Consider the following 24,736-nt stretch of genomic DNA (forward strand, 5'->3'; position numbering starts at 1 on the left):
GAGCCTGCTCAGTCGCAGTCGCGGCAGATCGGCTGGCCGTTCTTCTCGCGGGCCAGCTGGCTGCGGTGATGCACCAGGAAGCAGCTCATGCAGGTGAACTCGTCCTGCTGCTTCGGCAGGACCCGGACGGCCAGCTCCTCGTTCGAGAGGTCCGCTCCGGGCAGCTCCAGGCCCTCTGCGGCCTCGAACTCGTCTACGTCGACCGAGGAAGTCGACTTGTCGTTCCTCCGGGCCTTCAGCTCTTCAAGGCTGTCGGAGTCGACGTCGTCGTCGGTCTTGCGTGGGGTGTCGTAATCCGTTGCCATTTTCGCTCTCCCCCTCTGGGTGTCTGTGGTGTCTCAGCGCACGTAACGCGTGAGAGGCCGGACTTGTGCCCGACCCGAGGCGGAGATTTTGCCTCACATCAAGGTCTGTTACTCAATCGACACCCAACCGGACTCCGAACGAGTGATCGGCTTGGATGGCGAAGGTGACCGTACACGGTCCGAACATCACACTTCACGGGCGCCACCCCGTGTACTTCCCGTGATCAGGACCCCCGAAAACCCGCACGTAACCGGCTTTCCGACCAACTTCTTGATCACGGAGCGTATATGGCCGGAAATCTGCTCCTGTGATCGATCACACACGATCCGCTCGGGAACAGGCCCAGAAAATTCCGCGCAAAGCGAACAGGCCCGGCGTGTCGCCACAGAGGCGTTATTCCGCGTGTCGTGCGACACCTCGGGCCTCCTCAGGAGGGGAGTGTGACCCTCATCACGAGCCCACCTCCCTCGCGAGGCTCCGCGACGATACGACCACCGTGGGCGCGCGCCACAGACCGTGCGATGGACAGGCCGAGCCCCACACCCTTGTCGCTGCCGGTCCGCTCCGTACGCAGCCGCCGGAACGGCTCGAAGAGGTTGTCGATCTCGTACGCGGGCACGACCGGGCCCGTGTTGGAGACCAGCAGGACCGCCTGGCCGTGCTGCGCCTCCGTGGTGACCTCGACCCAGCCGTCGTCGGGGACGTTGTAGCGGACGGCGTTCTGGACGAGGTTCAGCGCGATCCGCTCCAGCAGGACGCCATTGCCCTGAACGACAGCTGGTGCGCATTCTCCGCGGATCGCGACGCCTCCCGCGGCGGCCTCCTCCCGGACCTGCTCGATGGCGCGCGAGGCGACCTCGGCGAGGTCGACCGGCTTGCGTTCGACTATCTGGTTGTCACTGCGGGCCAGCAGCAGGAGGCCCTCCACGAGCTGCTCGCTGCGCTCGTTGGTCGCGAGCAGTGTCTTGCCGAGCTGCTGCAGCTCCGGCGGTGCGTTCGGGTCGGAGAGCTGGACCTCGAGCAGTGTGCGGTTGATCGCCAGCGGCGTGCGCAGCTCGTGCGACGCGTTGCCGACGAAGCGCTGCTGGGCCGTGAAGGCCCGTTCCAGACGCTCCAGCATGTCGTCGAAGGTGTCCGCGAGCTCCTTGAGCTCGTCGTCCGGACCGTCCAGCTCGATCCGCCGGGACAGGTCGCTGCCGGCCACCTGGCGCGCGGTGCGGGTGATCCGGCCGAGCGGCGAGAGCACGCGGCCCGCCATCGCGTACCCGAAGGCGAAGGCGATCACGGCGAGGCCGAGCAGCGCGAGCAGCGAGCGGCTGAGCAGATTGTCCAGGGCGGCCTGGCGCTGGTGGTCGATGCACGTGTTGATCGCGGAGTTGAACTCGTCCAGTGTCAGCTTGACGTCGGCCACGTCAGGACACATCTGGCTCGAGACCTTGATGTCCGTACCGTCAACGATCTTGAACGGAGGCTCGTTGCCGACGTTCAGCGCCTGGGCGGCGAGCAGATAGATGATCGACAGCAGCAGGATGCCGGCGATCAGGAACATCCCGCCGTAGAGCAGCGTGAGCCGTATCCGGATCGTCGGGCGCAGCCACGGGAAGGGCGTTTCGGGACGTCGGGGGTCCCAGGTGGGCTTCGGTGGCGCCGCGGGCGGCGCGGGCGTAGTGGCCATGGACGGGGCTCAGATCCGGTAACCGGAGCCGGGGACGGTGACGATGACGGCGGGTTCGCCGAGCTTGCGGCGCAGCGTCATCACGGTGACACGCACGACGTTGGTGAAGGGATCCGTGTTCTCGTCCCAGGCCTTCTCCAGCAGCTGCTCGGCGGAGACGACCGCGCCCTCGCTGCGCATCAGCACTTCCAGCACGGCGAACTCCTTGGGCGCGAGCTGGACCTCCTTGCCCTCGCGGAAGACCTCGCGGCGGTTGGGGTCGAGCTTGATGCCCGCGCGCTCCAGGACGGGCGGCAGCGGGACGCTCGTACGGCGTCCGAGAGCGCGCACACGCGCGGTGAGCTCGCTGAACGCGAACGGCTTGGGCAGGTAGTCGTCCGCACCGATCTCCAGGCCCTCGACGCGGTCGCTGACGTCGCCGGAGGCGGTGAGCATCAGGACGCGGGTCGGCATCCCGAGTTCGACGATCTTGCGGCACACGTCGTCGCCATGGACGAGCGGGAGGTCGCGGTCCAGGACGACCACGTCATAGTCGTTGACTCCGATGCGCTCCAGGGCGGCCGCACCGTCGTACACGACGTCGACGGCCATGGCCTCCCGGCGCAGTCCGGTGGCCACCGCATCGGCGAGCAGCTGCTCGTCCTCGACGACGAGTACGCGCACGTCGCTTGTCCTTCCTCTGTCACCCGCAAGGCCCAAGGGCGCACGCGGGCACGGTCCGTCGTGGGATGAGGCCTCCATCCTGCCTCTTTCGGCCGTAAACCGGCTGTAAGGCGGGTGTGCTCACAGGAATGCGCGGAATTTTTCGCGTGACGGAGGTTTCCCCGGAAGTCCGCTGGGGGTAGGACCACCTACACCCGCGATCACGCTTTGCATGTGGCGTGCCACCGATCGCTTTCCGCAGAGCGACAAGAGACGTGATCGCCCCTTCCACGGGCACACCCCCGTGCCACCGACCCACGACCCAGGACGAGGGGCGCAGCATGGACGCATTCACCACGGGACTTCTGCAGCGCATAAAGGCGACCGAGACCGATCTGACCCGGGCTCGCGAGACGGGCGACGACTTCCTTGTGGAGGTCGAGCAGGGAGAGCTGGACGACCTGCGCCGCCTGGCCGCCGAGCACGGCGTGGAGGTCGGCGCGTCACGCGCCTGAATCCGCTCGCGGGAAGGGCCCCCGGCAGGTGCTGCCGGGGGCCCTCTCGTGTGCGGTTCCTCAGGGCGCGGGGCCCTCAGTCGTGCCAGGCCCCCAGCTCGTCCAGACGGGCCTGGAGCGGCTCGAACAGACCGGGCGGCGCCGCGATCGTCAGGTCGGTCGAGGGGGCGTCTCCCGGGCGGCCGCCGGTGAGGGCGCCCGCCTCGCGGGCGATCAGCTCGCCGGCCGCGTAGTCCCAGGGGTTGAGCCCGCGCTCGTAGTACGCGTCGAGCCGCCCCGACGCGACATCGCACAGATCGATCGCCGCCGAGCCGCCCCGGCGTATGTCCCGCACCTGCGGGATCAGCTGCCGGACGACCTCGGCCTGCTGGGTGCGGCGCTCGACGCGGTAGCCGAAGCCGGTGCCGACCAGGGCGAGCTCGAGGGCGGGAGCGGGCCGCACGTGCGCGGGCCTGTCGTTGAGGTACGCGCCCTGTCCCAGGACCGCACGGCAGGTCTCGCCGCGCATCGGCGCGTGCACGACGCCGACGAGCGTCTCGCCGCCCTTGCGCGCGGCGATCGACACCGCCCAACTCGGCAGCCCGTACAGGTAGTTGACGGTGCCGTCGAGCGGGTCTATGACCCACTGCACCCCGCTGGTGCCCTCGATGTTCGCGCCCTCCTCGCCGATCACGCCGTCGTCGGGACGGCGGTCGGCCAGCAGGCCCGTGATCAGCTTCTCGGACGCGATGTCCATCTCGGTGACCACGTCGACGGCGCTGGACTTGGTGGCGGCGACGCCCAGGTCTGCGGGGCGTCCGTCGCGCAGGAGCTCGCCGGCCCTGAGGGCTGCATCGAGCGCGAGCTCCAGCAGTTCGGCCTTCAGCTGGTCTGTCAACGGATCTCCTTGAGCTGGGTCGTCACCGGCGTATGCACGGTCTGGGTCCTCACCGGGGTTGCACCGGCCGGAAAGTCACGCGGGCCTGTCACGCGTACGGGCTGTCGGCGCCCGCGGCCGCGGGCTTCGGCCCGCGGGCCGGACAGCAGCCCACCGGGCACAGGTCATGGCTCGGGCCCAGCGCACCGAGGGCGCAGCGCTCCACGGAGCGCCCGCTCTCGGTGGCGGCGCGTTCCAGGACGAGCTCACGCACCGCGGCGGCGAACCGCGGATCGGCTCCGACGGTGGCGGAGCGGCGGACCGGCAGGCCCAGCTCCTCGGCCTTGGCCTTGGCCTCGGTGTCGAGGTCGTACATGACCTCCATGTGGTCGGAGACGAACCCGATCGGGGCCATCACGACCGCCGGGGCCCCGGCCCCGTTCAGCTCCTCCAGGTGATCGCAGATGTCCGGCTGCAGCCAGGGGATGTGCGGAGCGCCGGAGCGTGACTGGTAGACGAGCCGCCAGGGATGATCGATGCCGGTCTCCTCGCGCACCGCGTCCGCGATCAGCCGGGCGACGTCCAGGTGCTGCTTCACGTACGCACCGCCGTCGCCGTGGTCCTCGACGGGCCCGGAGGTGTCCGCGGCCGAGGTCGGGATGGAGTGCGTCGTGAAGGCGATGTGCGCCCCGTCGCGCACGTCCTCGGGCAGCTCGTCCAGGGAGCTCAGGACGCCCTCGGCCATGGGCCGCACGAAGCCGGGGTGGTTGGAGTAGTGCCGCAGCTTGTCGATCTTCGGCAGCTCCAGGCCCTCTGCCTCCAGGGCGGCAAGGGCGTCGGCGAGGTTCTCGCGGTACTGGCGGCAGCCCGAGTACGACGCGTAGGCGCTGGTCGCGAGCACGAGGATGCGGTGGCGGCCGTCGGCGACCATCTCGCGCAGGGTGTCGGTGAGATAGGGCGCCCAGTTGCGGTTGCCCCAGTACACCGGCAGGTCCAGGCCGTGGTCGGCGAAGTCCTTGCGCAGGGCGTCGAGCAGGGCGCGGTTCTGGTCGTTGATCGGGCTGACCCCGCCGAACAGGAAGTAGTGCTGCCCGACCTCCTTCAGGCGCTCCTTGGGGATGCCGCGGCCACGCGTCACGTTCTCCAGGAACGGGACGACGTCGTCGGGGCCCTCGGGGCCGCCGAACGACAGCAGCAGAAGGGCGTCATAAGGGGCGGGATCGAGCACTCGTGACATGCCTCCGATCCTGCCACCCCCCACTGACAGCCGGAAAACGGGCTTGTGAACGCCGACACCGCCGCGCACCGACCGGCTACGGCACAACCCTCGCACCCGTAATCTGTATCAGCCAGTTACACGCCTTACCGACGCCCGCCGGAGTCCTCGTTGCCCAGCCCCTACCGCGCTCTCTTCGCCGCCCCCGGCACCAAGGGGTTCTCGGCCGCAGGCCTTCTCGGACGGATGCCGCTGTCGATGATGGGCATCGGCGTCGTGACGATGATCTCGCAGCTCACGGGGCGGTACGGCCTCGCGGGCGCGCTGTCGGCGACCATCGCGCTGTCGGCCGCGGTGATCGGCCCGCAGATATCCCGGCTCGTCGACCGGCACGGGCAGCGCCGGGTGCTGCGGCCCGCGACGCTGGTGGCGCTGGCCGCGGCGGCCGGCCTGCTGGTGTCCGCCCACTTCGAACTCCCGGACTGGCTGCTGTTCGCGTTCGCGGCCGGCATCGGGTGCGTACCGAGCGTCGGCTCGATGATCAGGGCGCGCTGGGCCGCCCTCTACGGGGGCACTCCCCAGCTCCACACCGCGTACTCGTTCGAGTCGGTGATGGACGAGATCTGCTTCATCTTCGGGCCGATCATCTCGATCGGCCTGTCCACGGTCTGGTTCCCGGAGGCAGGGCCGTTCCTTGCCGCCGCGTTCCTCGCCGCAGGGGTCTTCTGGCTGACGGCCCAGCGCGCCACCGAGCCCGTACCGCACCCCCGCGAGCACCACACCCGCGGCTCGGCGCTGCGCTCCACGGGCCTCCAGGTCCTCGTCGCCACGTTCGTCGCCACCGGCGCGATCTTCGGCTCGGTCGACGTGGTGACCGTCGCCTTCGCCGAGGAGCAGGGCCACAAGGCGGCGGCGAGCCTGGTGCTCGCGGTGTACGCGGCGGGCTCGTGCGTCGCCGGCGCCGTCTTCGGGCTGCTGCACTTCACCGGCCGTCCCGCGAGGAGGTGGCTGCTGGGCATATGTGCGATGGCGGTGAGTATGATCCCCCTCCTACTGGTCGGGAACCTGCCGTTTCTGGCCGTGGCGCTGTTTGTCGCGGGCCTGTCCATCGCACCCACGATGATCACGACGATGGCCCTCGTCGAGCAGCACGTACCACGCGCACAACTGACCGAGGGCATGACCTGGGTGAGCACAGGTCTCGCGGTCGGCGTCGCGCTCGGCTCCTCCGCGGCCGGCTGGGTGATCGACGCCGCCGGTGCGGACGCCGGGTACGGGGTTCCGGCGGTGTCCGGAGCCGTCGCGGCGGCGGTCGGTTTCCTCGGGTACCGCCGGCTCAGTCAGCCGGTGCCTGTGCGGGGAGGGGCCCAGCGGCATGGCGAACGGGAAGAGCGGCACGTGGCGTAACTGGGCGGGGAACGTCACCGCCCGTCCGGTACGGGAGGCCACTCCCGCATCGGTGGAGGAGCTCGCCGACGCCGTACGGAAGGCCGCCGAGGACGGCCTGAAGGTGAAGGCGGTCGGCACCGGCCACTCCTTCACCTCGGCCGCCGCGACCGACGGCGTGTTGATCCGGCCCGAACTGCTCACCGGCATACGCAGGATCGACCGCGAGGCCGGCACCGTCACCGTGGAGGCGGGAACTCCGCTGAAGCGGCTGAACGCGGCCCTGGCCCGGGAGGGCCTGTCGCTCACGAACATGGGCGACATCATGGAGCAGACCGTCTCGGGCGCGACCAGCACGGGCACCCACGGCACGGGCCGCGAATCTGCCTCGATCGCCGCGCAGATACGCGCCCTCGAACTGGTGACGGCCGACGGCTCGGTCCTCACCTGCTCCGAGAAGGACAACCCTGAGGTGTTCGCGGCGGCCCGAATAGGCCTGGGCGCGCTCGGCGTCGTCAGCGCGATCACCTTCGCGGTCGAGCCGGTCTTCCTGCTGACCGCACGTGAGGAACCCATGGCCTTCGACGAGGTCATGTCCCGCTTCGACGAACTGCACGCGGAGAACGAGCACTTCGAGTTCTACTGGTTCCCGCACACCGGCAACTGCAACACCAAGCGGAACAACCGCAGCGCCCGCCCGGTCGCCCCGGTCGGCAGACTCAGCGGCTGGTTCGAGGACGAGTTCCTCTCCAACGGCCTCTTCCAGGCGGTGAATTCGCTGGGCCGGGCCGTCCCCGCGACCATCCCGTCGATCGCGAAGATCTCCAGCCGTGCCCTGTCCGCCCGGACGTACACGGATATTCCCTACAAAGTCTTTACAAGTCCGCGCCGGGTGCGCTTCGTCGAGATGGAATACGCCGTCCCGCGCGAGGCCCTGGTCGAGACGCTCCGTGAACTGAAGGCCATGGTCGACCGCTCGGATCTGCGGATCAGCTTCCCGGTCGAGGTGCGTACCGCGCCCGCGGACGACATCACACTCTCCACGGCGTCGGGCCGCGAAAGCGCCTATATCGCCGTACACATGTACAGAGGCACGCCTTATCAGGCGTACTTCACGGCCGCGGAGCGGATCTTCACCGCGCACGACGGACGGCCGCACTGGGGCAAACTACACACACGCGACGCCGAGTACTTCGCCGCGGCGTACCCGCGGTTCGGCGAGTTCACGGCGCTGCGCGACCGCCTCGACCCCGAACGGCGCTTCGGAAACGACTACCTGAGGCGGGTTCTGGGCGACTGAGCAATTAAGCCCATTTCCGGGGACTTTGTGAGGTGCGCCACGCGCAACGCGCGCGAACCCGCCATCCTGCGGCCAACTACGGCCCCCTGATAGAAGTTGGCTGGCGTGCCGCTCCACCCGAGTGGCCCCGAATGGAGTAGTGTTGCGAGCCCTGGGTCCGGTCTCCCGCCAGGGTGCCCGGGTCCATCCAGGACTGCCGGGAGGGGGCTCGATGCACAGGGTGACCAAGTTGGTCACTGAGCGTTGCGATTAGGTAACCGTGCCATAACGGCGATCCAGGGCCCGTGCCCGACACGCCGGGCAACTCGGCAAGGTTGTGGCAGGCTGCACCCGGGCAGGCCACACTCGACTAGCGGAAGCAGCGACGCACGTGACGTCGGCAGGCACCACCCGGGAGGTCCCCATGCCCGAACTGCGTGTCGTGGCCGTCTCCAATGACGGCACACGGCTGGTGCTGAAAGCTGCGGACAGCACGGAGTACACGCTTCCGATTGACGAACGGCTCCGCGCCGCCGTGCGCGGCGACCGTCCCCGCCTCGGCCAGATCGAGATCGAGGTGGAGAGCCATCTCCGCCCCCGTGACATCCAGGCGCGGATACGTGCCGGTGCCACCGCGGAGGAAGTCGCCCAGCTCGCGGGCATCCCCGTCGACCGCGTCCGGCGCTTCGAGGGTCCTGTACTGGCCGAGCGCGCCTTCATGGCCGAACGAGCCCGCAAGACCCCGGTGCGGCGCCCCGGTGAGAACGCGGGCCCCCCGCTCGGCGAGGCCGTCCAGGAGCGGCTGCTGCTGCGCGGTGCCGAGAAGGACACCGTCCAGTGGGACTCGTGGCGCCGCGACGACGGCACCTGGGAGGTCCTGCTGGTCTACCGGGTCGCGGGCGAACCCCACTCCGCGAGCTGGACGTACGACCCGCCGCGGCGGCTCGTGCAGGCCGTCGACGACGAGGCGCGCTCGCTGATCGGCGAGTCCGACCTCGCCGCGCCGGAGCCCAGCTTTCCGTTCGTGCCCCGCATCGCCCGGCTGCCGCGCGACCGGCCGCTGGACCGCGCCCTGGAGAGGCCGAGCCTGCCGGCGCAGGCGTCCGAGCCGCCCCAGGAGAGCCTCAGCGGCGACCAGGGCCGCGACTCGCTGACCAGCCTGCTCGAGGCGGTGCCGAGCTTCCGTGGCGACATGGTCGTGCCGGAACGTCCCTCGGCGGCATCCGAGCGTCCCTCGGAGGAGCCGGTGCAGGAGCCGGAGTCCGAGGAGCCGCCGGCACCCGCGGCTTCGGCCGGTTCCGCCTATGCGGACGTGCTGATGCCGCGCTCGGTGAGCAGTCACCGTGACCGTCTCGTCGGCGCCACCGACCGTCAGGCCGAGGCGGACGGCGTCCGGCCGGGCCGTCGCGCGGCGGTCCCGAGCTGGGACGAGATCGTGTTCGGCACGAGAAGGAAGAAGCAGGAGTAGCGGGGCCGGAGCAGCGCGGCGGCGTCGTACGCCTGCGTCGCTCCTGCCGCCGTCACGCAGAGGGACCCGCACCGATCAGGTGCGGGTCCCTCTGCGTACATGCCCCTGGGGATACGTGCCTTCTGCGCGGGCAGATGCGTCAGCCCGCCTCGGGACCCGTCGCCACCGGTCGTGACGCATCCGACGACCACTCGGACCACGAGCCCGCATACAGCGATGCCGGAATGCCGGCGACCGTCAGGGCCAGTACCTCGTGGGCCGCCGAGACACCGGAGCCGCAGTACACACCGACCTCGGAAGCCCCGGACGCGCCCAGGGACTTGAAGCGCGCGGCCAGCTCCTCGGCCGGCAGCAGGCGCCCGCCCTCCGCGGCGTTCTCCGCGGTCGGCGCGGAGACGGCGCCCGGGACATGACCGCCGACCGGGTCGATCGGCTCGACGTCACCGCGGTAGCGCTCCGCGGCGCGAGCGTCCAGGAGCAGACCCGTGCGGGCCAGCGCGGCGGCGCCGTCCGCGTCGAGCAACCCCATCGCGCCGGGCACGGGCTCGAACGTCCCCGGCTCCGGCAGCGGGATCTCGGTGTCGAGCGGGCCCTCCCATGCGGCGAGGCCGCCGTCGAGGACCCGCACCGAAGGATGGCCCGTCCAGCGCAGCAGCCACCACGCCCGGGACGCGGCCCAGCCCTGTCCGCCGTCGTACGCGACGACCGGGGTGTCGGGCGAGACGCCCGCCCGGCGCATCACCGCACCGAACCCGGCCACGTCCGGCAGCGGGTGGCGGCCGCCCGCGCCGGGCGGACCCGCCAGCTCGGCGTCGAGGTCGACGAAGACCGCTCCGGGGATGTGCCCGGCCTCGTATGCGGCCCGGCCGTCGAAGGGGGCCGACCCCTTGGCCGTGGTCAACTGCCAGCGGACGTCGAGCAGCACCGGCGGGTGACCACTCGCCAGTTCTTGTGCCAGTTCGGAGGCGGAGATGATGGCATTCATGGCTCCATCCTTGCGCACGGGGTGGCCGTGACGCCCGGGTCCGGCTAACGTGCCGCCGGACGGGTCCGAACACGCCCAGTGCGGGTCCGGGCACGCGCTGTACAACTGATGGACATCGCGCGGCCACGACCCGGGAACCGATGAGCAACGAGAACACGGGCATCCTCACGCCACAAGCCCCTCCGACACGGCGCGGCCGAGGCGCAGGCCACGGCAGGGAGTGCGAGCATCTGCCTGACGGGGTGGCGACCGCAGGATGGCGCAGGGCGACGCGTACGTGGAGCGTTGGCGCGTACGTGAAGCGTGGCAGCGAGCACGACCGACGGCAGCAGGCGACGGACTATCAGGTGGCGGTGCGGATGAGTGGCGAGGGCCCGTTCCGTATCCGGCGACACCGAAGGGGTCGAGGAGAGCGTGACGATGACCGAGGCGCGGGGGTCCGAGGACCGGCAGGACGACTCCGGCCGCGCACGGCGCACACTCGGTGAACCTTGCTGGGTGAGTCTGATGGTGCACGGCATGGAGGCCACCCAGGAGTTCTACGGGGAACTGTTCGGCTGGGAGTTCCGCCCCGGACCTCAGCAATTGGGGCCGTACGTCCGGGCCCTGCTCGACGGCGAGGAAGTGGCCGGCATCGGCCGGATGGTCGGGGGCCGGCAACTGCCCGTCGCCTGGACTCCGTATCTGGCCGCGGACGACGTGGACGCGACGGCCGCGACCGTGCGCCACTGCGGCGGCACCGTCGGGGTCGGCCCGCTGGACGCGGCCGCCGCGGGGCGCATGGCCATCGCATCGGACCCGGCGGGTGCGGTGTTCGGCATCTGGCAGGCCGCCGCCCATCTGGGCATGGCCGTGAGCGGAGTGCCGGGTGCCCCCGCCTGGAACGAACTCATGACCCAGGACACCGCGAGCGTCGCAAGGTTCTACCAGTCCGTGTTCGGATACAAGGAAGAGGCGGTCGTCTCGGCCGACTTCGACTATGTGACGCTGCATCTGGACGGCCGCCCGGTGGCGTCCATCCACGGCGTGGGGCGTGCGCTGCCGCGGGACCGCGGCGCCCACTGGATGACGTACTTCGAGGTCGCGGACGTCGACGAGGCGGCGGAACACCTGACCGACCTGGGCGGACATGTGCTGCAGCCGCCACACGACGGGGAGAGGGGGCGGACGGCGGCGGTGGCTGATCCGGAGGGCGCGGTGTTCACGCTCGTACGGACGGCGCTCTGAGACGAGCCGATGTGTTTCGGCCGGTTCGGGCGAGGACCATCCTGGCAACCCCGGCGACGGCCGGCGCACGACGAGCCGCCGCGAAGAAACCGCTTGCTCTCGCAATCCCGCTGATCTTCATAGTCGATTCGGCAGATCTTGCGTAGTCGATTCAGCAGATCTACTGATGTCCAGCCCTTCTGTGCGAGGCAGGATGACCCGCGGCCTGGATGCGTGGCCACCGGCTGGCGGCCCGTCGGTCACGGGTTCTCGAATGCAACGAGGTACCGGGGTGGAACAGCTCTCCTCCGCTCCTCATGCCGGGGCCGCTGCCCGGCTCCCTGACACCTCGTGGAGACTTCATGACCGACTGGCCTGCCCGGACCTACGGGATCTACGCGCGTCATCGGGAGGTGCTCGACCGGGCGGTCCGGGCGATCGACGCCGGAGAACGCGTGTCACCGTTCGGATCCGACGGGCATGCGATGCCCCGGGGACGAGCGGCGTGGCTGGGTGAGGCCGCGTTCCAGACCCTCCGGGGCCGGGTCCTCGATCTGGATCAGCCCGGCGCCCGAGGAACGGTGGCCACGGAGTCCTCGCCGTACGGCATCGAACTGGGCGTCTCCTACCCGTACTGCGAGCCGGACGAGCTCGTCCGGGCCGCCGGGCGGGCAATGGCCGGATGGCGTGCGGCGGGCCCGCACGAGCGGGCCGGTGTCGCGGTGGAGATCCTGCACCGGCTGAGCGACCGCAGCGTGGACATGACCCACGCTCTGCACCACACCACCGGGCAGTCCTTCGCCACGGCCTACCGGACCGGCGGTCCGGCGGCGCTGGACCGCGCCCTGCAGGCCGTGGCCCATGCCTTCGCCGAATCGGTGCGCAGCCTCCGTGTTCCGGAGTGGAGCCAGCGACCGGGCAGGAGCGGACGGCCGCTCATACGCGGTGTCCGCACGGTGGTACCGCGGGGGATCTCACTGCTCGTCGGCTGTCCGGTGCTGCCCCTCTGGAACGGCTTCCCGGGGCTGTTCGCAAGCCTCGTCACCGGGAATCCCGTGATCGTCAAGCCGCACGCCGGCGCCGTTCTGCCCCTGGCTCTGACGGTCCAGACGGCCAGGAACGTGCTGGAGCAGGGAGGTTACGACCCCAATGTGATCACACTGGCAGTGGAGGAGCCCGGCGAACAGCTCGTCGCCCGCCTCGCCACAGATCCGGCCGTCCGCATCATCGACCACACCGGACCCGCGCGGTTCGGAGACTGGCTCAGCCGACACGCCCGCCAGGCCACCGTGTTCAGCACCATGGCCGGGCTGAACACCGTGGTGGTGGACTCCACCGACGACTACGAGGGCATGCTGGGCCATCTCGCCGTGGCCCTGTCGCTGTGCGGCGGCCGGCTCAGCACGACGCCGCAGAACATCCTGGTACCCGTGGACGGCATCGAAACCGACAAGGGCCACAAGCCGTTCGAACACTTCTGTTCGGACCTGAGCGACACCCTGGACCGCTTGCTGTCCCACCCGCGGCGGGCCGCCGGCATCCTCGGCGCGATCACGAGCGACACGGTACGAAGCCACCTGACGGAAGCCGCGCGGCACGGCACCGTCGTGCGTCCGTCCCTGCCGGTGCGCCATCCGGACCACGACGCCGCGGACATACGGACGCCGCTGGTGGTCCGGGTGACGGCCGAACAGGAAGAGGTCTACGCACAGGAGTGGCCCGGCCCCGTGTCGTTCGTCATCGCCACCGATTCCACTGTGCACAGTCTGGACGTCTTCCGCAGGACCGTGGGCCGCCACGGCGCGCAGTTCGCGTCCGTCCACTCCACCGACCGCCTGGTCCTCGCCGCCGCGGAGGTGGCCTCTCACGACGCCGGTGCCCACCTGTCGGAGAACCCGAAGGCCTGCGGCCCCATCACCCAGAACGCCATCCTCAGCGATCTGCACGGCACGAGCACGGATCCGGCCGCCTTTCCGCCGCTGACCGACCCCGCCTTCGTCGCCGGGCGCTTCCTCGTCCTGCACGCGCGCCGGCACGCCGTGGAACGTCCCGCCACGGACGAACTCATCGGTGCATAAGCCACGGGCCGCTCCTGGGGGCTCCACCGCGGCCCACGGCGTCGGACTCTCGGAGCCGTGGTGTACAAACGTGCGATGGGCAGAGACCGAATACAGCCTCTTCTTGGGGGATTGCCCGGTCTGGTGGGCCGTCACAGCGACGGCCGGTTTCGGAGAGGATCGCGGTGAGTGCGGCGTACGACAGACCTGAACGGTTCGTGGACAGGGCGCCGTTCGTCAGCCGGTCGCCCGAACTCGACCGGCTGAACTGGGCACTTGCACAGTCGGGAAAGGGCGGTCCTGCGGTCGTCGACGTCACGGGTGAGGCCGGCATCGGCAAGAGCCGGCTGCTGACGGAGTTCGGTGAACGGGCCCGGCATCGGGGAGTGACCGTACTGCGCGGCCGGGCCACGGAGTACGAGCAGCACAGTCCGTTCCAGCCGTTCGCCGACGCCTTCGCTGACCTCCCCCCGCAGGGGCTCCGAGGCTACGCGGTGCCCGCTGAGCTCGCCCCGGTCCTGCGCTGCACGGCCGACGGGCACCCGGGCGGCCCGGAGGGCCGCGCCCCGTTCGGCATCCACCAGGCGATGGCAGCGCTGCTGACGCACCTCGGCGGCGAGGGACTCGTGATGATCCTGGACGACCTCCACTGGGCCGACCCCGCGTCGCTGGAACTGCTCGACCACCTCGTCCGCCACCCGGTGTCCGCGCCGGTGCTGCTGGTCGTCTCCCGGCGCGACCGCCAGGCACCGACCGTGCTGGCCGCCGCGCTGGCCCGAGGGGTGGACACCGGCGCCGTACTCCGGATCCCTCTGGGGCCGCTCGGTGAACAGGAATGCGTCGAAGAGCTGGCAGGAGGTCTACCGCGAGCGCTTGCGGCAGATATCTACGCGGATAGCGTGGGCAACCCGCTGTACTTTCTGGCGCTCCTGCAGGCTCATCGCGGGGCGCGGATTCCGGGGCGGCCGATCGCGAATACCTCGAACCGTGTCGCGTTCGGCGCGCCGGACAGAATCCCCGCGGGCCTCGGAGCGCTGCTGCTCGACGAGTTGTCGCCGCTGAGTCCGCTGGAGCGCCGGACCGTGGAGGCGGTCGCCGTACTCGGCGACCACACCACCGCCGCCATGCTCGGCACGCTCACCGGGGCCCGCTCCACGGAGATCGCGGACACGCTCGACGAGCTGATGCGCCGTGACCTCGTCCGGCCCGGCCTGGGCGGACGCGGGCTGACCCTGCGCCACCCACTCATCCGCACCCTGGTCCACGACGCCATCGCGCCCTGGCGGCGCGAGGAGTACCACAGACTCGCGGCGGCCGAACTGGCGAGACTCGGCGCCCCTGTCACCGAGCGGGCGCACCACCTGGAGCAGTCGCTGACCAGCTGGGACCCCCAGGCGGCCGACCTGCTGACCAAGGCCGCCGAGCAGACCGCCACCACCGCCCCGGCCATCTCGGCGCACTGGCTCGACGCCGTACTGCGGATCCTGCCGGACACGCCGGAACACCTGTCCAGACGCCGTGAGCTCATGCTGCTGCGCGCCCGTGCGCTCGGTGCGAGCGGTGGGCTCAAGGAGAGCCGGGAGCTGCTCCACCAGCTGATCGACATGACCGGCCCCGGCGGCGACGACGCCGTGCGGACCTCCGCGATCGCCCTGTGCTCCCTGATGGAGCGGCTTCTCCACGGCCACCGCGAGGCGGAAGCGCTGCTGCGCCGCGAACTGGCCGGAAAGCCGGGGCCGTCGCCGGCCCAGAGGGTCGAGCTCGGCCTCGAACTGGGTTCCGCCGCGGTCTTCGCCGCCCGCTACCCCGCCGTACGCGAGGAGCTCGCCGAGACGCTCGAAGCGGCCCGTTCGCTCGGCGACAAGATCGGAGAGGCGGGTGCCCTGTCACTGGCCGCCATGGGCGAGGCCTACGAGGGCGACACGGCGGCGAGCCGGAGGTACGCCGAGCTCGCCGCCGGACTGGTGGACACACTGACCGACTCGGACGTCGCCAGCCTGTGCGAGTCCCTGGTCAGACTGGGCTGGACCGAGGCGTTTTTGGAGAACTTCTCGGACACGGAACGGCACGCGGACCGCGGCCTCGGCGTGGCCCGGCGGACCGGCCGGCTGTACATGCTGTCGCAGCTGCTGGTGTGCAAGGCGTACGCCCACTTCAGCACCTGCCGACTCACGACCGCACTGGAGCTGGTCGACGAGGCCGAGCCCGTCGCGCGGGCAGTGGGCAGCGACGAACTGCTGGGCTTCACCCTGGCGTTGAGGTCCTTGATCCTTACGCAGGCGTGTCCGCCGGGAGATCCGCGTCCGCTGGCCGTCGCCGACGAGGCGGCGTCGGTGGCCGGGACGAGCTACACCTGGTGGGGAACCGCCTACTCGTGCCTGCTCGCCTACGCCGCGCTGAGCGCAGGGGATCCGCACCGTGCGCGGGATGTCATGCTGCGGGCCGGCGGGAAGGATCTGCAGCGGCTGCAGCGGTCGATGCGCCCAAGCCATCTGGAACTGCTCGTCACCGCATCGCTGGCCACTGGCGACACGGCGAACGCCGTACGCTGGGCCGAACTCGCCCACGAGGAGGCGAGCCGGCTCGGCCTGGCGGCCAAGCGCGCGTCGGGGTTGCGCAGCCTTGCGCAGGTCGCGGAGCACCGCGGCGACCTGGCCACGGCCGCACGGCTGTACGGCGAGGCCGCGGCCGAGAACGAGAGGTCCGGGACCACGCTGAGAGAGGTGCAGTCCCTGTTGTCCGGCGCCCCGCTCATGAAGGCCATCGGCGACGGCACACGCGCGGCTGCGATGTGGCACAGGGGCCGGCGCCTGGCCGCGGAAGGCGGAGCGGGACTGCTGCTGGGTGTGGCGGAGCGCGTACGCCCGAAAGTGTTCGACGTCCCGTCCGGACCGTCGGACAGGCTGGCCGCTCTGACGTCGCGCGAGCGGGAGATCGCCGAGCTGGTCGCCGAGGGCCTCACCAACCAGGCCGTCGCCTCCAGGCTCTACCTCAGCCCGCGCACCGTCGAGAGCCACCTCGCCCGGGCCTACCGCAAGACGGGAGTATCGTCCCGCGCCGCCCTGGCTTCGCTGGTCACCCGCGATACAGACGCCGGATGAGCGGCACGCCCGCCGCCGGCCGCCGCGTCGTGCGCGGGGCCGGAGGCGAGCGGGGGAAGGGCGCGCTCACACGGTGGCGCGCTCCCGGCAGGCCGGGGGTGTCTCAGGGCAGGCGTGCCGTCAGCCGGAGGAGCCTGGTGACCTGGGTGGCGTTGCCGTTGTCGTCACTGATGAGGGTGAGGCCTGCGATCTGCCCTGAGTGGGCGGACCCGGGCGTGACGAGCAGGCCCTCGTAGTTGTCCATCAGCGGGTTGGACTGGGGCCCCGGGTTGGTCGCACCGAGCGAGGGGCAGGCGCTGACGTCGGCCACGAGGTGCTTGTCCGCCGACAGATCCGTGCCGGAGGTGGCCAGATCGGCCACGTCGGACACGTCGGGGGCCTGTCGCACGGCCGGCACTCCGTACACCCTGGCGGTGTTGCCTACGCCCTGCTGCCAGGCCGCTTCCAGCACCAGCAGTCCTGACCGGCCGTAGGCGGCCACCTCGGATATGCGGTTTCCGGGGTCGACGTCGTAGCCGATCTGCTTCTCGAGCGTGTAACTCCCGCCTGCGCCTGCCCGGTAGACCAGGATGCGGCGGACGGTCGAGGCTCCGGACACCGGTGCGTCGCCGCTGAGTGCGCCTTCCATCACGGCGTAGACGTACCTGCCGCCGGGCGAGATGGCGAGCCCTTCCAGCGTGGCGTTGTACTTCGCCTCGCCCTCGGGGGCCACGCGGAACCGCTTCGGCACCTCGAGCGAGTCCAGCTCCCGGCCCGTGACGCGGTCGAAGATCCGGACCGACGGCTCGGTTTCCGAGCTGACCACGTAGTTGCCGTCAGGCAGTACGGCCACTCCCTCACCGTCGAAGTCGGTTGCGTCGTAAGGGGTACCGTCCGGCTTCGACAACACGAGGTCCCCGACGACGCGAGGGTTCCTGGCGTCGACGAAGAACCACAGACGGGCCAGCTCACCGTCGGCGTGGTCCACGATCGAGACGTATGCCCGGCGCCGGGCGTCGTACGCGAGGGCGGACAGCTCGCCGACCTGGACGCCGTCGACGACCTTTTTGTCGAGGGCGTCGCTGTAGCCCTGGACCCAGCCGGCCGATCCGCACATGAGCGACGTGCCCGGCTCGCTGCTGTTCCCGGATTCCGCGCTCGCGGGGACCACGCCCGCACCGACGACCAGAGCGGGACCGAGCAGAGCGACGGCCCATTTCTGCGTGTATCTGCTGGACAGTCTGCTTGTGCGTACGCGTAGAGACACCGTTTCTCCCGGCTGTTGGGGCATGGGACATCGCCGTCGTTGGCAGGAAAACGCAATCGGCTTGCCGCGGCTGGGCCGGCATGGCTCGCCTGATTTGAATGAGGGCCGTCGAGTCGACTGCCGTCGTCCAGCATGCCCGAATGAATCACGCCCTGACCCTCGTACCTTCCTACAGTATTTGACGCTTTGTGAGCCGCTCTCAACGACGGATTACACGAACTCGAAAGTACGGTGGATTTCCGTAGGGCGACATCCGTAGTTTCACGGATGTCCCCACCGTGGTCCGCGGGCAGACTGTCCGTGGCAGACGGCGAGCGCGCATCACCCATGCGCGGGGGCGACTGCCGCTCGGCATGCCGGGAGAAGGATCTCCCGCAGTGCGCCATGCTGCCGCTTCGGCCTCTTCGCGGCGGGCGGCGCCTGCGGATGCCTTCCGGCGTTGTGCATGGCGCGCTCCCCTCGCGTCATCGCCACGGGCCGGGCAGTGCGCCGACCGGTGGAACCGGTGGCCCCGGTCGGCGCACCTCAGCTCATTTCGGACGGCCGCCGACGACCGCACGACACCGGTATCGGTATCCGGCCGGCTCTCGATTTCGAAACGGTGCCGCATTACGGAGCGGCAACCTCGAGACACCGGATACGCAGTCCGCCGTCTCGCCCATTCACCGACTCGTTCATTCGCCACTCGCTCGTTCACCAACGATGCACGAATTTATGCGAGTTCAAATGAGCGGAGTGAAGCCTCCACCGATGGCACTGGCGAGTTGATAGCCGGCACCAGCGCCGCTGTAGCGGTACTCGGGGTGGTTCTTTCGCTGGTTGAGGCGCTGGTGTCCAGCGTGCGCCTTGGAAGCGCCCGAGGGCTTGAACGCTCGTGCGGCACAATTGGGACATGACGTCTTCCGGAGAACGCGCCGCCTACCGGCGGGTTCCCGGGCTTGTACTGGAGGCCATGGACGCCCGCTTCGAGCGGTACGCGTATCCGATGCACGCCCATCTGCGGTTGCGCCGTGCCGTGCGCTCCTGGCCGAGGGCACGGCACCATCGACGGCGGCCGCCGAGGCCGGCTTCGCGGACCAGGCCCATCTCACCCGGTGGTTCACCCGCACCTACGGTGTCACCCCAGCCGCCTACCGCACGACCAGCACCACACCGCCGCTTCCGCCTCGTGCCCCAGCTCGCGCCAGGACGTCAACCTCAGCGCGTCACGTCTGAAACGCGGCCTGACCGGCCACAGCCTCAGGGCACCGCACCCGTCACACGGACTCGGACAGCGCAGGGGAGCGTGTCTCGGCCGTCGCAGCTGTCATCCGGCGGCGGTGATGCCGACGGCACAGGACCTCGTAGCCGGCCTGGCCCGCAGAGCGGTCCACGTCGCCGATCAGGACCTGTTCGCCCTCGACCACCATGACGCCGTCCACCGTGCGGGCGTTGTGCGTGGCGCGGGCGCCGCACCAGCACAACGCCTCGACCTGCAGCGTCTCGACACGGTCGGCCAGCTCTATCAGGCGCTGGGAGCCGGGGAACAGGGCGGTGCGGAAGTCCGTCGTGATGCCGAAGGCGTAGACGTCCATGCTCAATTCGTCCACCACATCGGCGAGTTGGTCCACTTGATCGCGGGTGAGGAACTGCGCCTCGTCGACGATGACGTAGTCCACCCGCTTGCCGGACTCCAGGTGGTCCACCAGGTAGGCGCTCAGGTCCATTCCGTCGGCGACCTCGACCGCTTCCGTCACCAGTCCGAGACGCGAGGAAAGTCGGCCCTCGCCCGCCCGGTCGCCCTTGGTGAAGACGATCCCGACCAGACCGCGAGCCGACCGGTTGTGCCCTATCTGCAGGGCCAGCGTGCTCTTTCCGCAGTCCATGGTGCCCGAGAAGAAGACCAGTTCGGGCATGGGGATTCGGGGACCTTTCGGCATGGGGGATCGTAAGGGGGAGTTGGAAGGAGGGGCAGCGCGGTCAGGTGCGCACTTCGAGGAGCGGGACCAGCTGTTCGACGGCGGTCATCGAACCGTGGTTGCCGACCATCGCCGACTCCTTCGGTTCGCGCTCCGAGGCGATGATCAGTACGTCGTCACGGGCCGCGGCGACCACGTCCCCGATGCGGGCGTACACGCGCTCGTCGATGTGCGGGCCGAACCATCCGGCCTCGATCGCCTCGTCCCGGCCGGCCACCCAGAACTGCTCGCCGAGCACCTCGCGCCAGACGGTCAGGACGTCCGCCTCGGCGCCCGGCACCGCGTAGACATGGCGGGCGCGGCCCTCGCCACCCAGGAGGGCGACTCCGGCGCGCAGTTCCCAGTCCTCGTCGAAGTCGATGCGGTGCTGCTCGTCGAAGGGGATGTCGATCATGCCGTGGTCGGCGGTGACGTACAGGGCGGTGCGCGGCGGCAGCTGCTCGGCGAGGCGCTGGACGAGCCGGTCGACGTACATGAGCTGGCCGCGCCAGGGGTCGGAGTCGACGCCGAACCGGTGACCCTTGCCGTCCACCTCGGCGTAGTACGTGTAGACCAACGACCGGTCCCCCGCCGCGAGTTGCTCGGCGGCGAGGTCCATGCGCTCCTCGCCGGAGAGGCGGCCGTGGAACGTTCCGCCGCTCAGCGCGATCTTCGTCAGCGGGGTCTGTGCGAACGTCGGGGACGAGACCTGGGCGGTGTGCACGCCCGCCGCGTCCGCGAGCTGGAAGACGGTGGGGTACGGCTGCCAGGCGCGCGGTTCCGTCCAGGGGTTCCAGCGGAGCTGGTTCATCAGCTCGCCGGTGTCGGGGTTGCGCGCCGTGTAGCCGGGCAGGCCGTGGGCGCCGGGCGGCAGGCCGGTGCCGACCGAGGCCAGCGAGGTCGCCGTGGTGGCCGGGTAGCCGGCGGTGATCGGACGCCCCGTACCGCCCCGGGAGCTCTCCAGCAGGGAGGTCATGAACGGGGCCTCGTCCGGGTGGGCCTTCAGCTGCTCCCAGCCCAGGCCGTCGATCAGGAAGACGCAGTTCCGGTCGGCGGGGGTGAGCTCGGGTATCGCGGCGGCGGTCCCGGGTACGCCGAGGCCCGCGGCGAGCGTCGGCAGCAGGTCGGCGAGCGAGCCGGAACCGTACTCGGGGACGGGCGCGGAGGAGAGGGGCAGCGGCTCCGGGTGGTCCCAGGCGGGAGGGAGAGGAGCGGCCGCCGGGCGCCCTCCGTCATGGGCGGCGGGGGTGTGGGACATCAGCGGGCGGTCGCCGCGGTGGCTTCGGAGAGCGCCTGGGCGAAGGCCAGGGTCTGCCGGACGGCGTCCGGCCCGTCGCCCGCCTCGCTGACCCGCAGGCTGAGGTCGTCCGCGGTCGAGTTTCCGGTGTACCCGTGGTCCGCCTCGCAGTTCGGGTCGCCGCAGGCGGCGGGCTCCAGGTCGATGCGGGAGACGGCGCCCCAGCCGATGGTCAGGACGACCTCGCGGGGAAGGGTGCCCGGCACGTACTTCTCGGGGTTGGCGACGACGCGGCTGAGCACGACCGACGAGATCCGGCCGAGCTTGACGGACTCGGTGGACGTGGTCGCGTACGGCGTCGGGGACGTGTTGTCCGCGGCCTGCTCGTCGGTGTGGCTGACGATGAAGCGTGTGCCCGTGAGGACGAGCACCGTCACATGGCGGCGCACCTCGTTCGCGTCGAACGTCGTCTCCTGGTGGACCAGGTACGACCCGATGGCCTCGCCGCCTACAGCGGCCTCCACCGCCTCGGCCACGAGGGCCGGGTAATAGCCGCTGCGCTCGATCGCCGCTCGCAGCCCCTGGGTCGTCGTACTGGTCTTGGCCATGCGGACCATCCTACGGCCCTGGGGGTGGCCGGATGCGCGTCAGGAGGCGTCTCGGTCGGCGTCCCGCGGAGTCTCAGTAGGCGGGCAGGGTGCGCGGGCCGAGGTCGCTGCGGGCGGGCGGCGGTGCGAGCTGCACGGACGCACCGAGGACCGAGAGCCCGTGTGTAGCGACGACCACGGGCTCCAGCGAGACGGCGGCGACCTCCGGGTGGTCGTCGACGAGCCGGGAGACCCGCTGGAGCAGCTCTTCGAGTGCGGCCGTGTCCACGGGCGCCGCGCCGCGCCAGCCGAACAGGACGGGCGCGGTCCGGATCGAGCGGATCACGGACTGCGCGTCCCGGTCGGTCACCGGGATCAGCCGGTGCGCGGTGTCGCCGAGCAGCTCCGACGCGGCTCCGGCGAGGCCGAAGGACAGCACGGCACCGGCGGCCGGGTCGATGACCGCGCGGACGACGGTGTCGACACCGCGCGGCGCCATGGCCTGTACGACCGGGCGCAGCTCCTCCGGCTTGCCCAGGGCCTCGGTCAACTCGGCGTATGCGCGACGCAGTTGCTCCTCGTCGGCCAGGTCCAGCCGTACGCCGCCGAGGTCGGGGCGGTGCCTCAGATGCGGGGCCGTGGTCTTCAGCGCGACGGGGTAGCCGAGTCGCCGGGCGGCCCGCACGGCTTCGTCGGGCCCGGGTGCGGGCAGGGCGGGGCGTACGTGGATGCCGTACCGGCCGAGCAGCTCCTGGGCTTCGTCCGTGGTGAGGCTCATGCCGCGCGGGTCGCCGTAGCCGCGGGTCAGCAGCCCGTCGATCATCTGCGCCGCGCCGCTCTCGTCGATGTCCTCGTACTCGTGGACCTTCCCGGGCTCGGCGGCCTCACGCCGCCACTGCCCGTATTTGACGGCCTCGGCGAGCGCCCGCACGGCCCGCTCGGCGGCGGGGTAGGCGGGGATACGGGGGAGCTCGGCGGTGGTACGTGCTGTGGTGGGCAGGCGTTCCGCCGGGGGTGCCCCCAGGCCCTTGAGGCTCTGGGCGACGACCGGGTCTGCGCCACCACCCGGGACGGCGGGTGCGCTTCCGTCGTACCTGCCCGGCTTGGTGCTACGTGCCGCGGACAAGGCCGCCGCGAGCCCACCGAGCTCGACATGGACGACCAGCACCGGCTTCGCCGGCCCCGCTGCCACAGCCTCCCGCAGGGCACCGGCGAGGGCGACGTCATCCGCCCCGTCCTCCCCCAGCGCGGGGATCGCCGTGACGACCACGGCATCACAGCGGTCGTCGGCAAGCGCGGCGCCCAGCGCCGCCCGGAAGTCCTCCGGCGACGCCGCCGTCGTCAGATCCCGCGGCCGCAGCGGCCGCAGCCCCTCCGACAGACACGCGTCGTACGTGAGCAGCCCGAGCGACTCCGAGTTGCCGAGGATGGCCACCCGGGGACCGCCCGGCAGCGGCTGCCCGGCGAGCAGCAGCCCCGCGTCGACCAGCTCCGTGATCGTGTCCACGCGGATGACGCCCGCCTGCCGCAGCAGCGCGGAGACCGTGGCCTGCGGCAGGCGTGTGCCCTGCACCGCGTGCCCGAGCGGCGAGACCCCGCTGTGCCGCGCTCCCTGCACCACGACGAGCGGCTTCGCCGCCGCAGTGCGCCGGGCGAGCCGCGTGAACTTGCGCGGGTTGCCGATGGATTCGAGGTACATCAGTACGACGTCGGTGTCCGGGTCGTCGTACCAGTACTGCAGCATGTCGTTGCCCGACACGTCCGACCGGTTGCCGGCGGACACGAAGGTCGAGGCGCCTGTGACGCCGGTGACTCCGCCGCCGCGCCGGTGGAGCCGGGACAGCAGTGCGATGCCGATCGCGCCGGACTGGGTGAACAGCCCGATGCGGCCGCGCCGGGGCACCTCGGGTGCGAGCGAGGCGTTGAGCAGCATGTCCGGCGCCGTGTTGATGACACCGAAGGCGTTGGGGCCGATGAGGCGCATGCCGTACGAGCGTGCCTGCCGGACGAGTTCGCGCTGCCGCTCGCGTCCCTCGGCGCCGCTCTCCGCGTATCCGGCGGAGACCACGACGAGTCCCTGGACGCCGTGCTCGCCGCATTCGGCGACGACGTCCGGCACATGGGCCGCGGGTACGGCGACCACGGCGAGGTCGACGGGTTCGGCGATATCGCGTACGGAGCGGTGGGCGGGCACGCCGTCGAGCTCCGTCTGCTCTTGCGGGAAGGCCTTGTTCACCGCGTACAGGCGGCCGGTGAACCCGGCGTCGAGAAGGTTGTCCAGCACGCTGCGGCCCACGCCGCCGGGCGCGCGCCCGGTGCCGATGACGGCGACCGAACCGGGCCTGAGCAGCCGCTGGACCGAGCGGGCCTCGGCGCGCTGCTCGCGGGCGCGCTGCACGGCGAGCGAGCGGTCCGTCGGCTCCAGGTCGAACTCGAGGCGCACGACGCCGTCCTCGAAGCTCCGCTTCTGCGTGTACCCGGCGTCCGTGAACACCTTGATCATCTTGCTGTTGGCGGGCAGCACCTCGGCGGCGAAGCGGCGGATGCCGCGCTCGCGGGCGACGGCCGCGATGTGTTCGAGGAGCGCGGAGGCGACGCCTCGGCCCTGGTGGGCGTCCTGGACGAGGAAGGCGACCTCGGCCTCGTCGGCGGGCGCGGCGGCCGGCATGCCGTGGGCGTTGATCCGGTCGTAGCGCACCGTCGCGATGAACTCGCCGCCCACCGTGGCCGCGAGGCCGACCCGGTCCACGTAGTCGTGGTGGGTGAAGCGGTGGACGTCCTTGGCGGAGAGCCGGGGGTAGGGGGCGAAGAAGCGGTAGTACTTCGACTCGTCGGAGACCTGTTCGTAGAAGCTGACCAGGCGGTCGGCGTCCTCGGTGGTGATCGGCCGGATCCGTGCGGTGCCACCGTCGCGCAGCACCACGTCGGCCTCCCAGTGGGCGGGATATGCGTGCTGCTCCGACGGGGGCTGCGACGGGGTCTGCATGGGGTCAGCGTACGGGGCACCGGGGGCACTCGGAGCAGGACGGGCTTAGGC

At 70.9% G+C, this 24,736-nt stretch carries 19 protein-coding genes; 8 read left to right on the forward strand and 11 right to left on the reverse strand.

Annotated elements, in window-relative coordinates; translation table 11 throughout:
* Nucleotides 1–8 precede the first annotated feature (8 nt).
* From ACWD4J_RS19465 to ACWD4J_RS19475, 3 genes are all read right to left on the reverse strand, one after another.
* The gene (locus ACWD4J_RS19465; protein WP_003997302.1) at nucleotides 9–305 is read right to left on the reverse strand and encodes a DUF4193 domain-containing protein; all 297 of its coding nucleotides are present in this window, start codon (nucleotides 303–305) and stop codon (nucleotides 9–11) included.
* Nucleotides 306–733: 428 nt separating this feature from the next.
* Nucleotides 734–1,981 (reverse strand): sensor histidine kinase, encoded by a 1,248-nt coding sequence (locus ACWD4J_RS19470; protein WP_451396613.1) that lies wholly within the window; start codon nucleotides 1,979–1,981, stop codon nucleotides 734–736.
* A gap of 9 nt (nucleotides 1,982–1,990) precedes the next feature.
* The gene (locus tag ACWD4J_RS19475) at nucleotides 1,991–2,644 is read right to left on the reverse strand and encodes a response regulator transcription factor (RefSeq protein ID WP_451396614.1); all 654 of its coding nucleotides are present in this window, start codon (nucleotides 2,642–2,644) and stop codon (nucleotides 1,991–1,993) included.
* Between the two features lie 320 nt (nucleotides 2,645–2,964).
* Between ACWD4J_RS19475 and ACWD4J_RS19480 the strand changes: the two genes are divergently transcribed.
* Nucleotides 2,965–3,138, forward strand: a complete 174-nt coding sequence (locus ACWD4J_RS19480) for a hypothetical protein (protein WP_451396615.1) — start codon at nucleotides 2,965–2,967, stop codon at nucleotides 3,136–3,138.
* 76 nt (nucleotides 3,139–3,214) lie between these two features.
* On the opposite strand, the gene ACWD4J_RS19485 is transcribed toward ACWD4J_RS19480, so the two are convergent.
* Nucleotides 3,215–4,015, reverse strand: coding sequence for an inositol monophosphatase family protein (locus tag ACWD4J_RS19485; RefSeq protein WP_451396616.1), 801 nt, complete (start codon nucleotides 4,013–4,015; stop codon nucleotides 3,215–3,217).
* 88 nt (nucleotides 4,016–4,103) lie between these two features.
* Nucleotides 4,104–5,231 (reverse strand): ferrochelatase, encoded by a 1,128-nt coding sequence (locus ACWD4J_RS19490; protein ID WP_451396617.1) that lies wholly within the window; start codon nucleotides 5,229–5,231, stop codon nucleotides 4,104–4,106.
* 150 nt (nucleotides 5,232–5,381) lie between these two features.
* On the opposite strand from ACWD4J_RS19490, the gene ACWD4J_RS19495 reads away from it, so the two are divergent.
* The 3 genes from ACWD4J_RS19495 to sepH all read left to right on the forward strand — a co-directional run bounded on the left by ACWD4J_RS19495 (nucleotide 5,382) and on the right by sepH (nucleotide 9,343).
* Complete coding sequence (locus ACWD4J_RS19495; protein WP_451396618.1) at nucleotides 5,382–6,617, forward strand: MFS transporter; 1,236 nt, start codon at nucleotides 5,382–5,384, stop codon at nucleotides 6,615–6,617.
* Nucleotides 6,586–7,896: a D-arabinono-1,4-lactone oxidase gene (locus ACWD4J_RS19500; RefSeq protein ID WP_451396619.1), complete on the forward strand. Its 1,311-nt coding sequence runs from the start codon at nucleotides 6,586–6,588 to the stop codon at nucleotides 7,894–7,896. Before ACWD4J_RS19495 ends, ACWD4J_RS19500 begins: the two co-directional genes overlap by 32 nt.
* Nucleotides 7,897–8,299: 403 nt before the next feature.
* Nucleotides 8,300–9,343 carry a septation protein SepH gene (gene sepH / locus ACWD4J_RS19505; RefSeq protein ID WP_451396620.1) on the forward strand — a complete coding sequence of 348 codons (1,044 nt, stop codon included), beginning with the start codon at nucleotides 8,300–8,302 and terminating at the stop codon, nucleotides 9,341–9,343.
* A 139-nt stretch (nucleotides 9,344–9,482) separates the two neighbouring features.
* On the opposite strand, the gene ACWD4J_RS19510 is transcribed toward sepH, so the two are convergent.
* Nucleotides 9,483–10,328, reverse strand: coding sequence for a sulfurtransferase (locus ACWD4J_RS19510; RefSeq protein ID WP_451396621.1), 846 nt, complete (start codon nucleotides 10,326–10,328; stop codon nucleotides 9,483–9,485).
* 420 nt (nucleotides 10,329–10,748) lie between these two features.
* On the opposite strand from ACWD4J_RS19510, the gene ACWD4J_RS19515 reads away from it, so the two are divergent.
* From ACWD4J_RS19515 to ACWD4J_RS19525, 3 genes are all read left to right on the forward strand, one after another.
* Nucleotides 10,749–11,555 (forward strand): VOC family protein, encoded by an 807-nt coding sequence (locus ACWD4J_RS19515; protein WP_451396622.1) that lies wholly within the window; start codon nucleotides 10,749–10,751, stop codon nucleotides 11,553–11,555.
* A 341-nt stretch (nucleotides 11,556–11,896) separates the two neighbouring features.
* A complete protein-coding gene (gene paaN, locus ACWD4J_RS19520) occupies nucleotides 11,897–13,612 on the forward strand; it encodes a phenylacetic acid degradation protein PaaN (RefSeq protein ID WP_451396623.1) in 1,716 nt (571 codons plus the stop codon).
* Nucleotides 13,613–13,776: 164 nt separating this feature from the next.
* The gene (locus ACWD4J_RS19525; protein ID WP_451396624.1) at nucleotides 13,777–16,692 is read left to right on the forward strand and encodes a helix-turn-helix transcriptional regulator; all 2,916 of its coding nucleotides are present in this window, start codon (nucleotides 13,777–13,779) and stop codon (nucleotides 16,690–16,692) included.
* 103 nt (nucleotides 16,693–16,795) lie between these two features.
* Here ACWD4J_RS19525 and ACWD4J_RS19530 read toward each other — a convergent pair whose 3' ends face one another.
* Nucleotides 16,796–17,938: an esterase-like activity of phytase family protein gene (locus ACWD4J_RS19530; protein ID WP_451396625.1), complete on the reverse strand. Its 1,143-nt coding sequence runs from the start codon at nucleotides 17,936–17,938 to the stop codon at nucleotides 16,796–16,798.
* Between the two features lie 885 nt (nucleotides 17,939–18,823).
* Here ACWD4J_RS19530 and ACWD4J_RS19535 point away from each other — a divergent pair.
* Complete coding sequence (locus tag ACWD4J_RS19535; RefSeq protein ID WP_451396686.1) at nucleotides 18,824–19,153, forward strand: helix-turn-helix domain-containing protein; 330 nt, start codon at nucleotides 18,824–18,826, stop codon at nucleotides 19,151–19,153.
* A gap of 41 nt (nucleotides 19,154–19,194) precedes the next feature.
* On the opposite strand, the gene ACWD4J_RS19540 is transcribed toward ACWD4J_RS19535, so the two are convergent.
* The 4 genes from ACWD4J_RS19540 to ACWD4J_RS19555 form a co-directional block, all read right to left on the reverse strand.
* A complete protein-coding gene (locus ACWD4J_RS19540) occupies nucleotides 19,195–19,833 on the reverse strand; it encodes a thymidine kinase (protein WP_451396626.1) in 639 nt (212 codons plus the stop codon).
* A gap of 64 nt (nucleotides 19,834–19,897) precedes the next feature.
* A complete protein-coding gene (locus ACWD4J_RS19545) occupies nucleotides 19,898–21,133 on the reverse strand; it encodes an alkaline phosphatase family protein (protein WP_451396627.1) in 1,236 nt (411 codons plus the stop codon).
* Nucleotides 21,133–21,720, reverse strand: coding sequence for a DUF5998 family protein (locus tag ACWD4J_RS19550; RefSeq protein ID WP_451396628.1), 588 nt, complete (start codon nucleotides 21,718–21,720; stop codon nucleotides 21,133–21,135). The genes ACWD4J_RS19545 and ACWD4J_RS19550 overlap by 1 nt, the downstream gene beginning before the upstream one ends.
* Before the next feature lie 73 nt (nucleotides 21,721–21,793).
* Complete coding sequence (locus ACWD4J_RS19555; protein WP_451396629.1) at nucleotides 21,794–24,685, reverse strand: bifunctional acetate--CoA ligase family protein/GNAT family N-acetyltransferase; 2,892 nt, start codon at nucleotides 24,683–24,685, stop codon at nucleotides 21,794–21,796.
* Between the last annotated feature and the right edge of the window lie 51 nt (nucleotides 24,686–24,736).

This window comes from Streptomyces sp. NPDC002577, assembly GCF_053594815.1.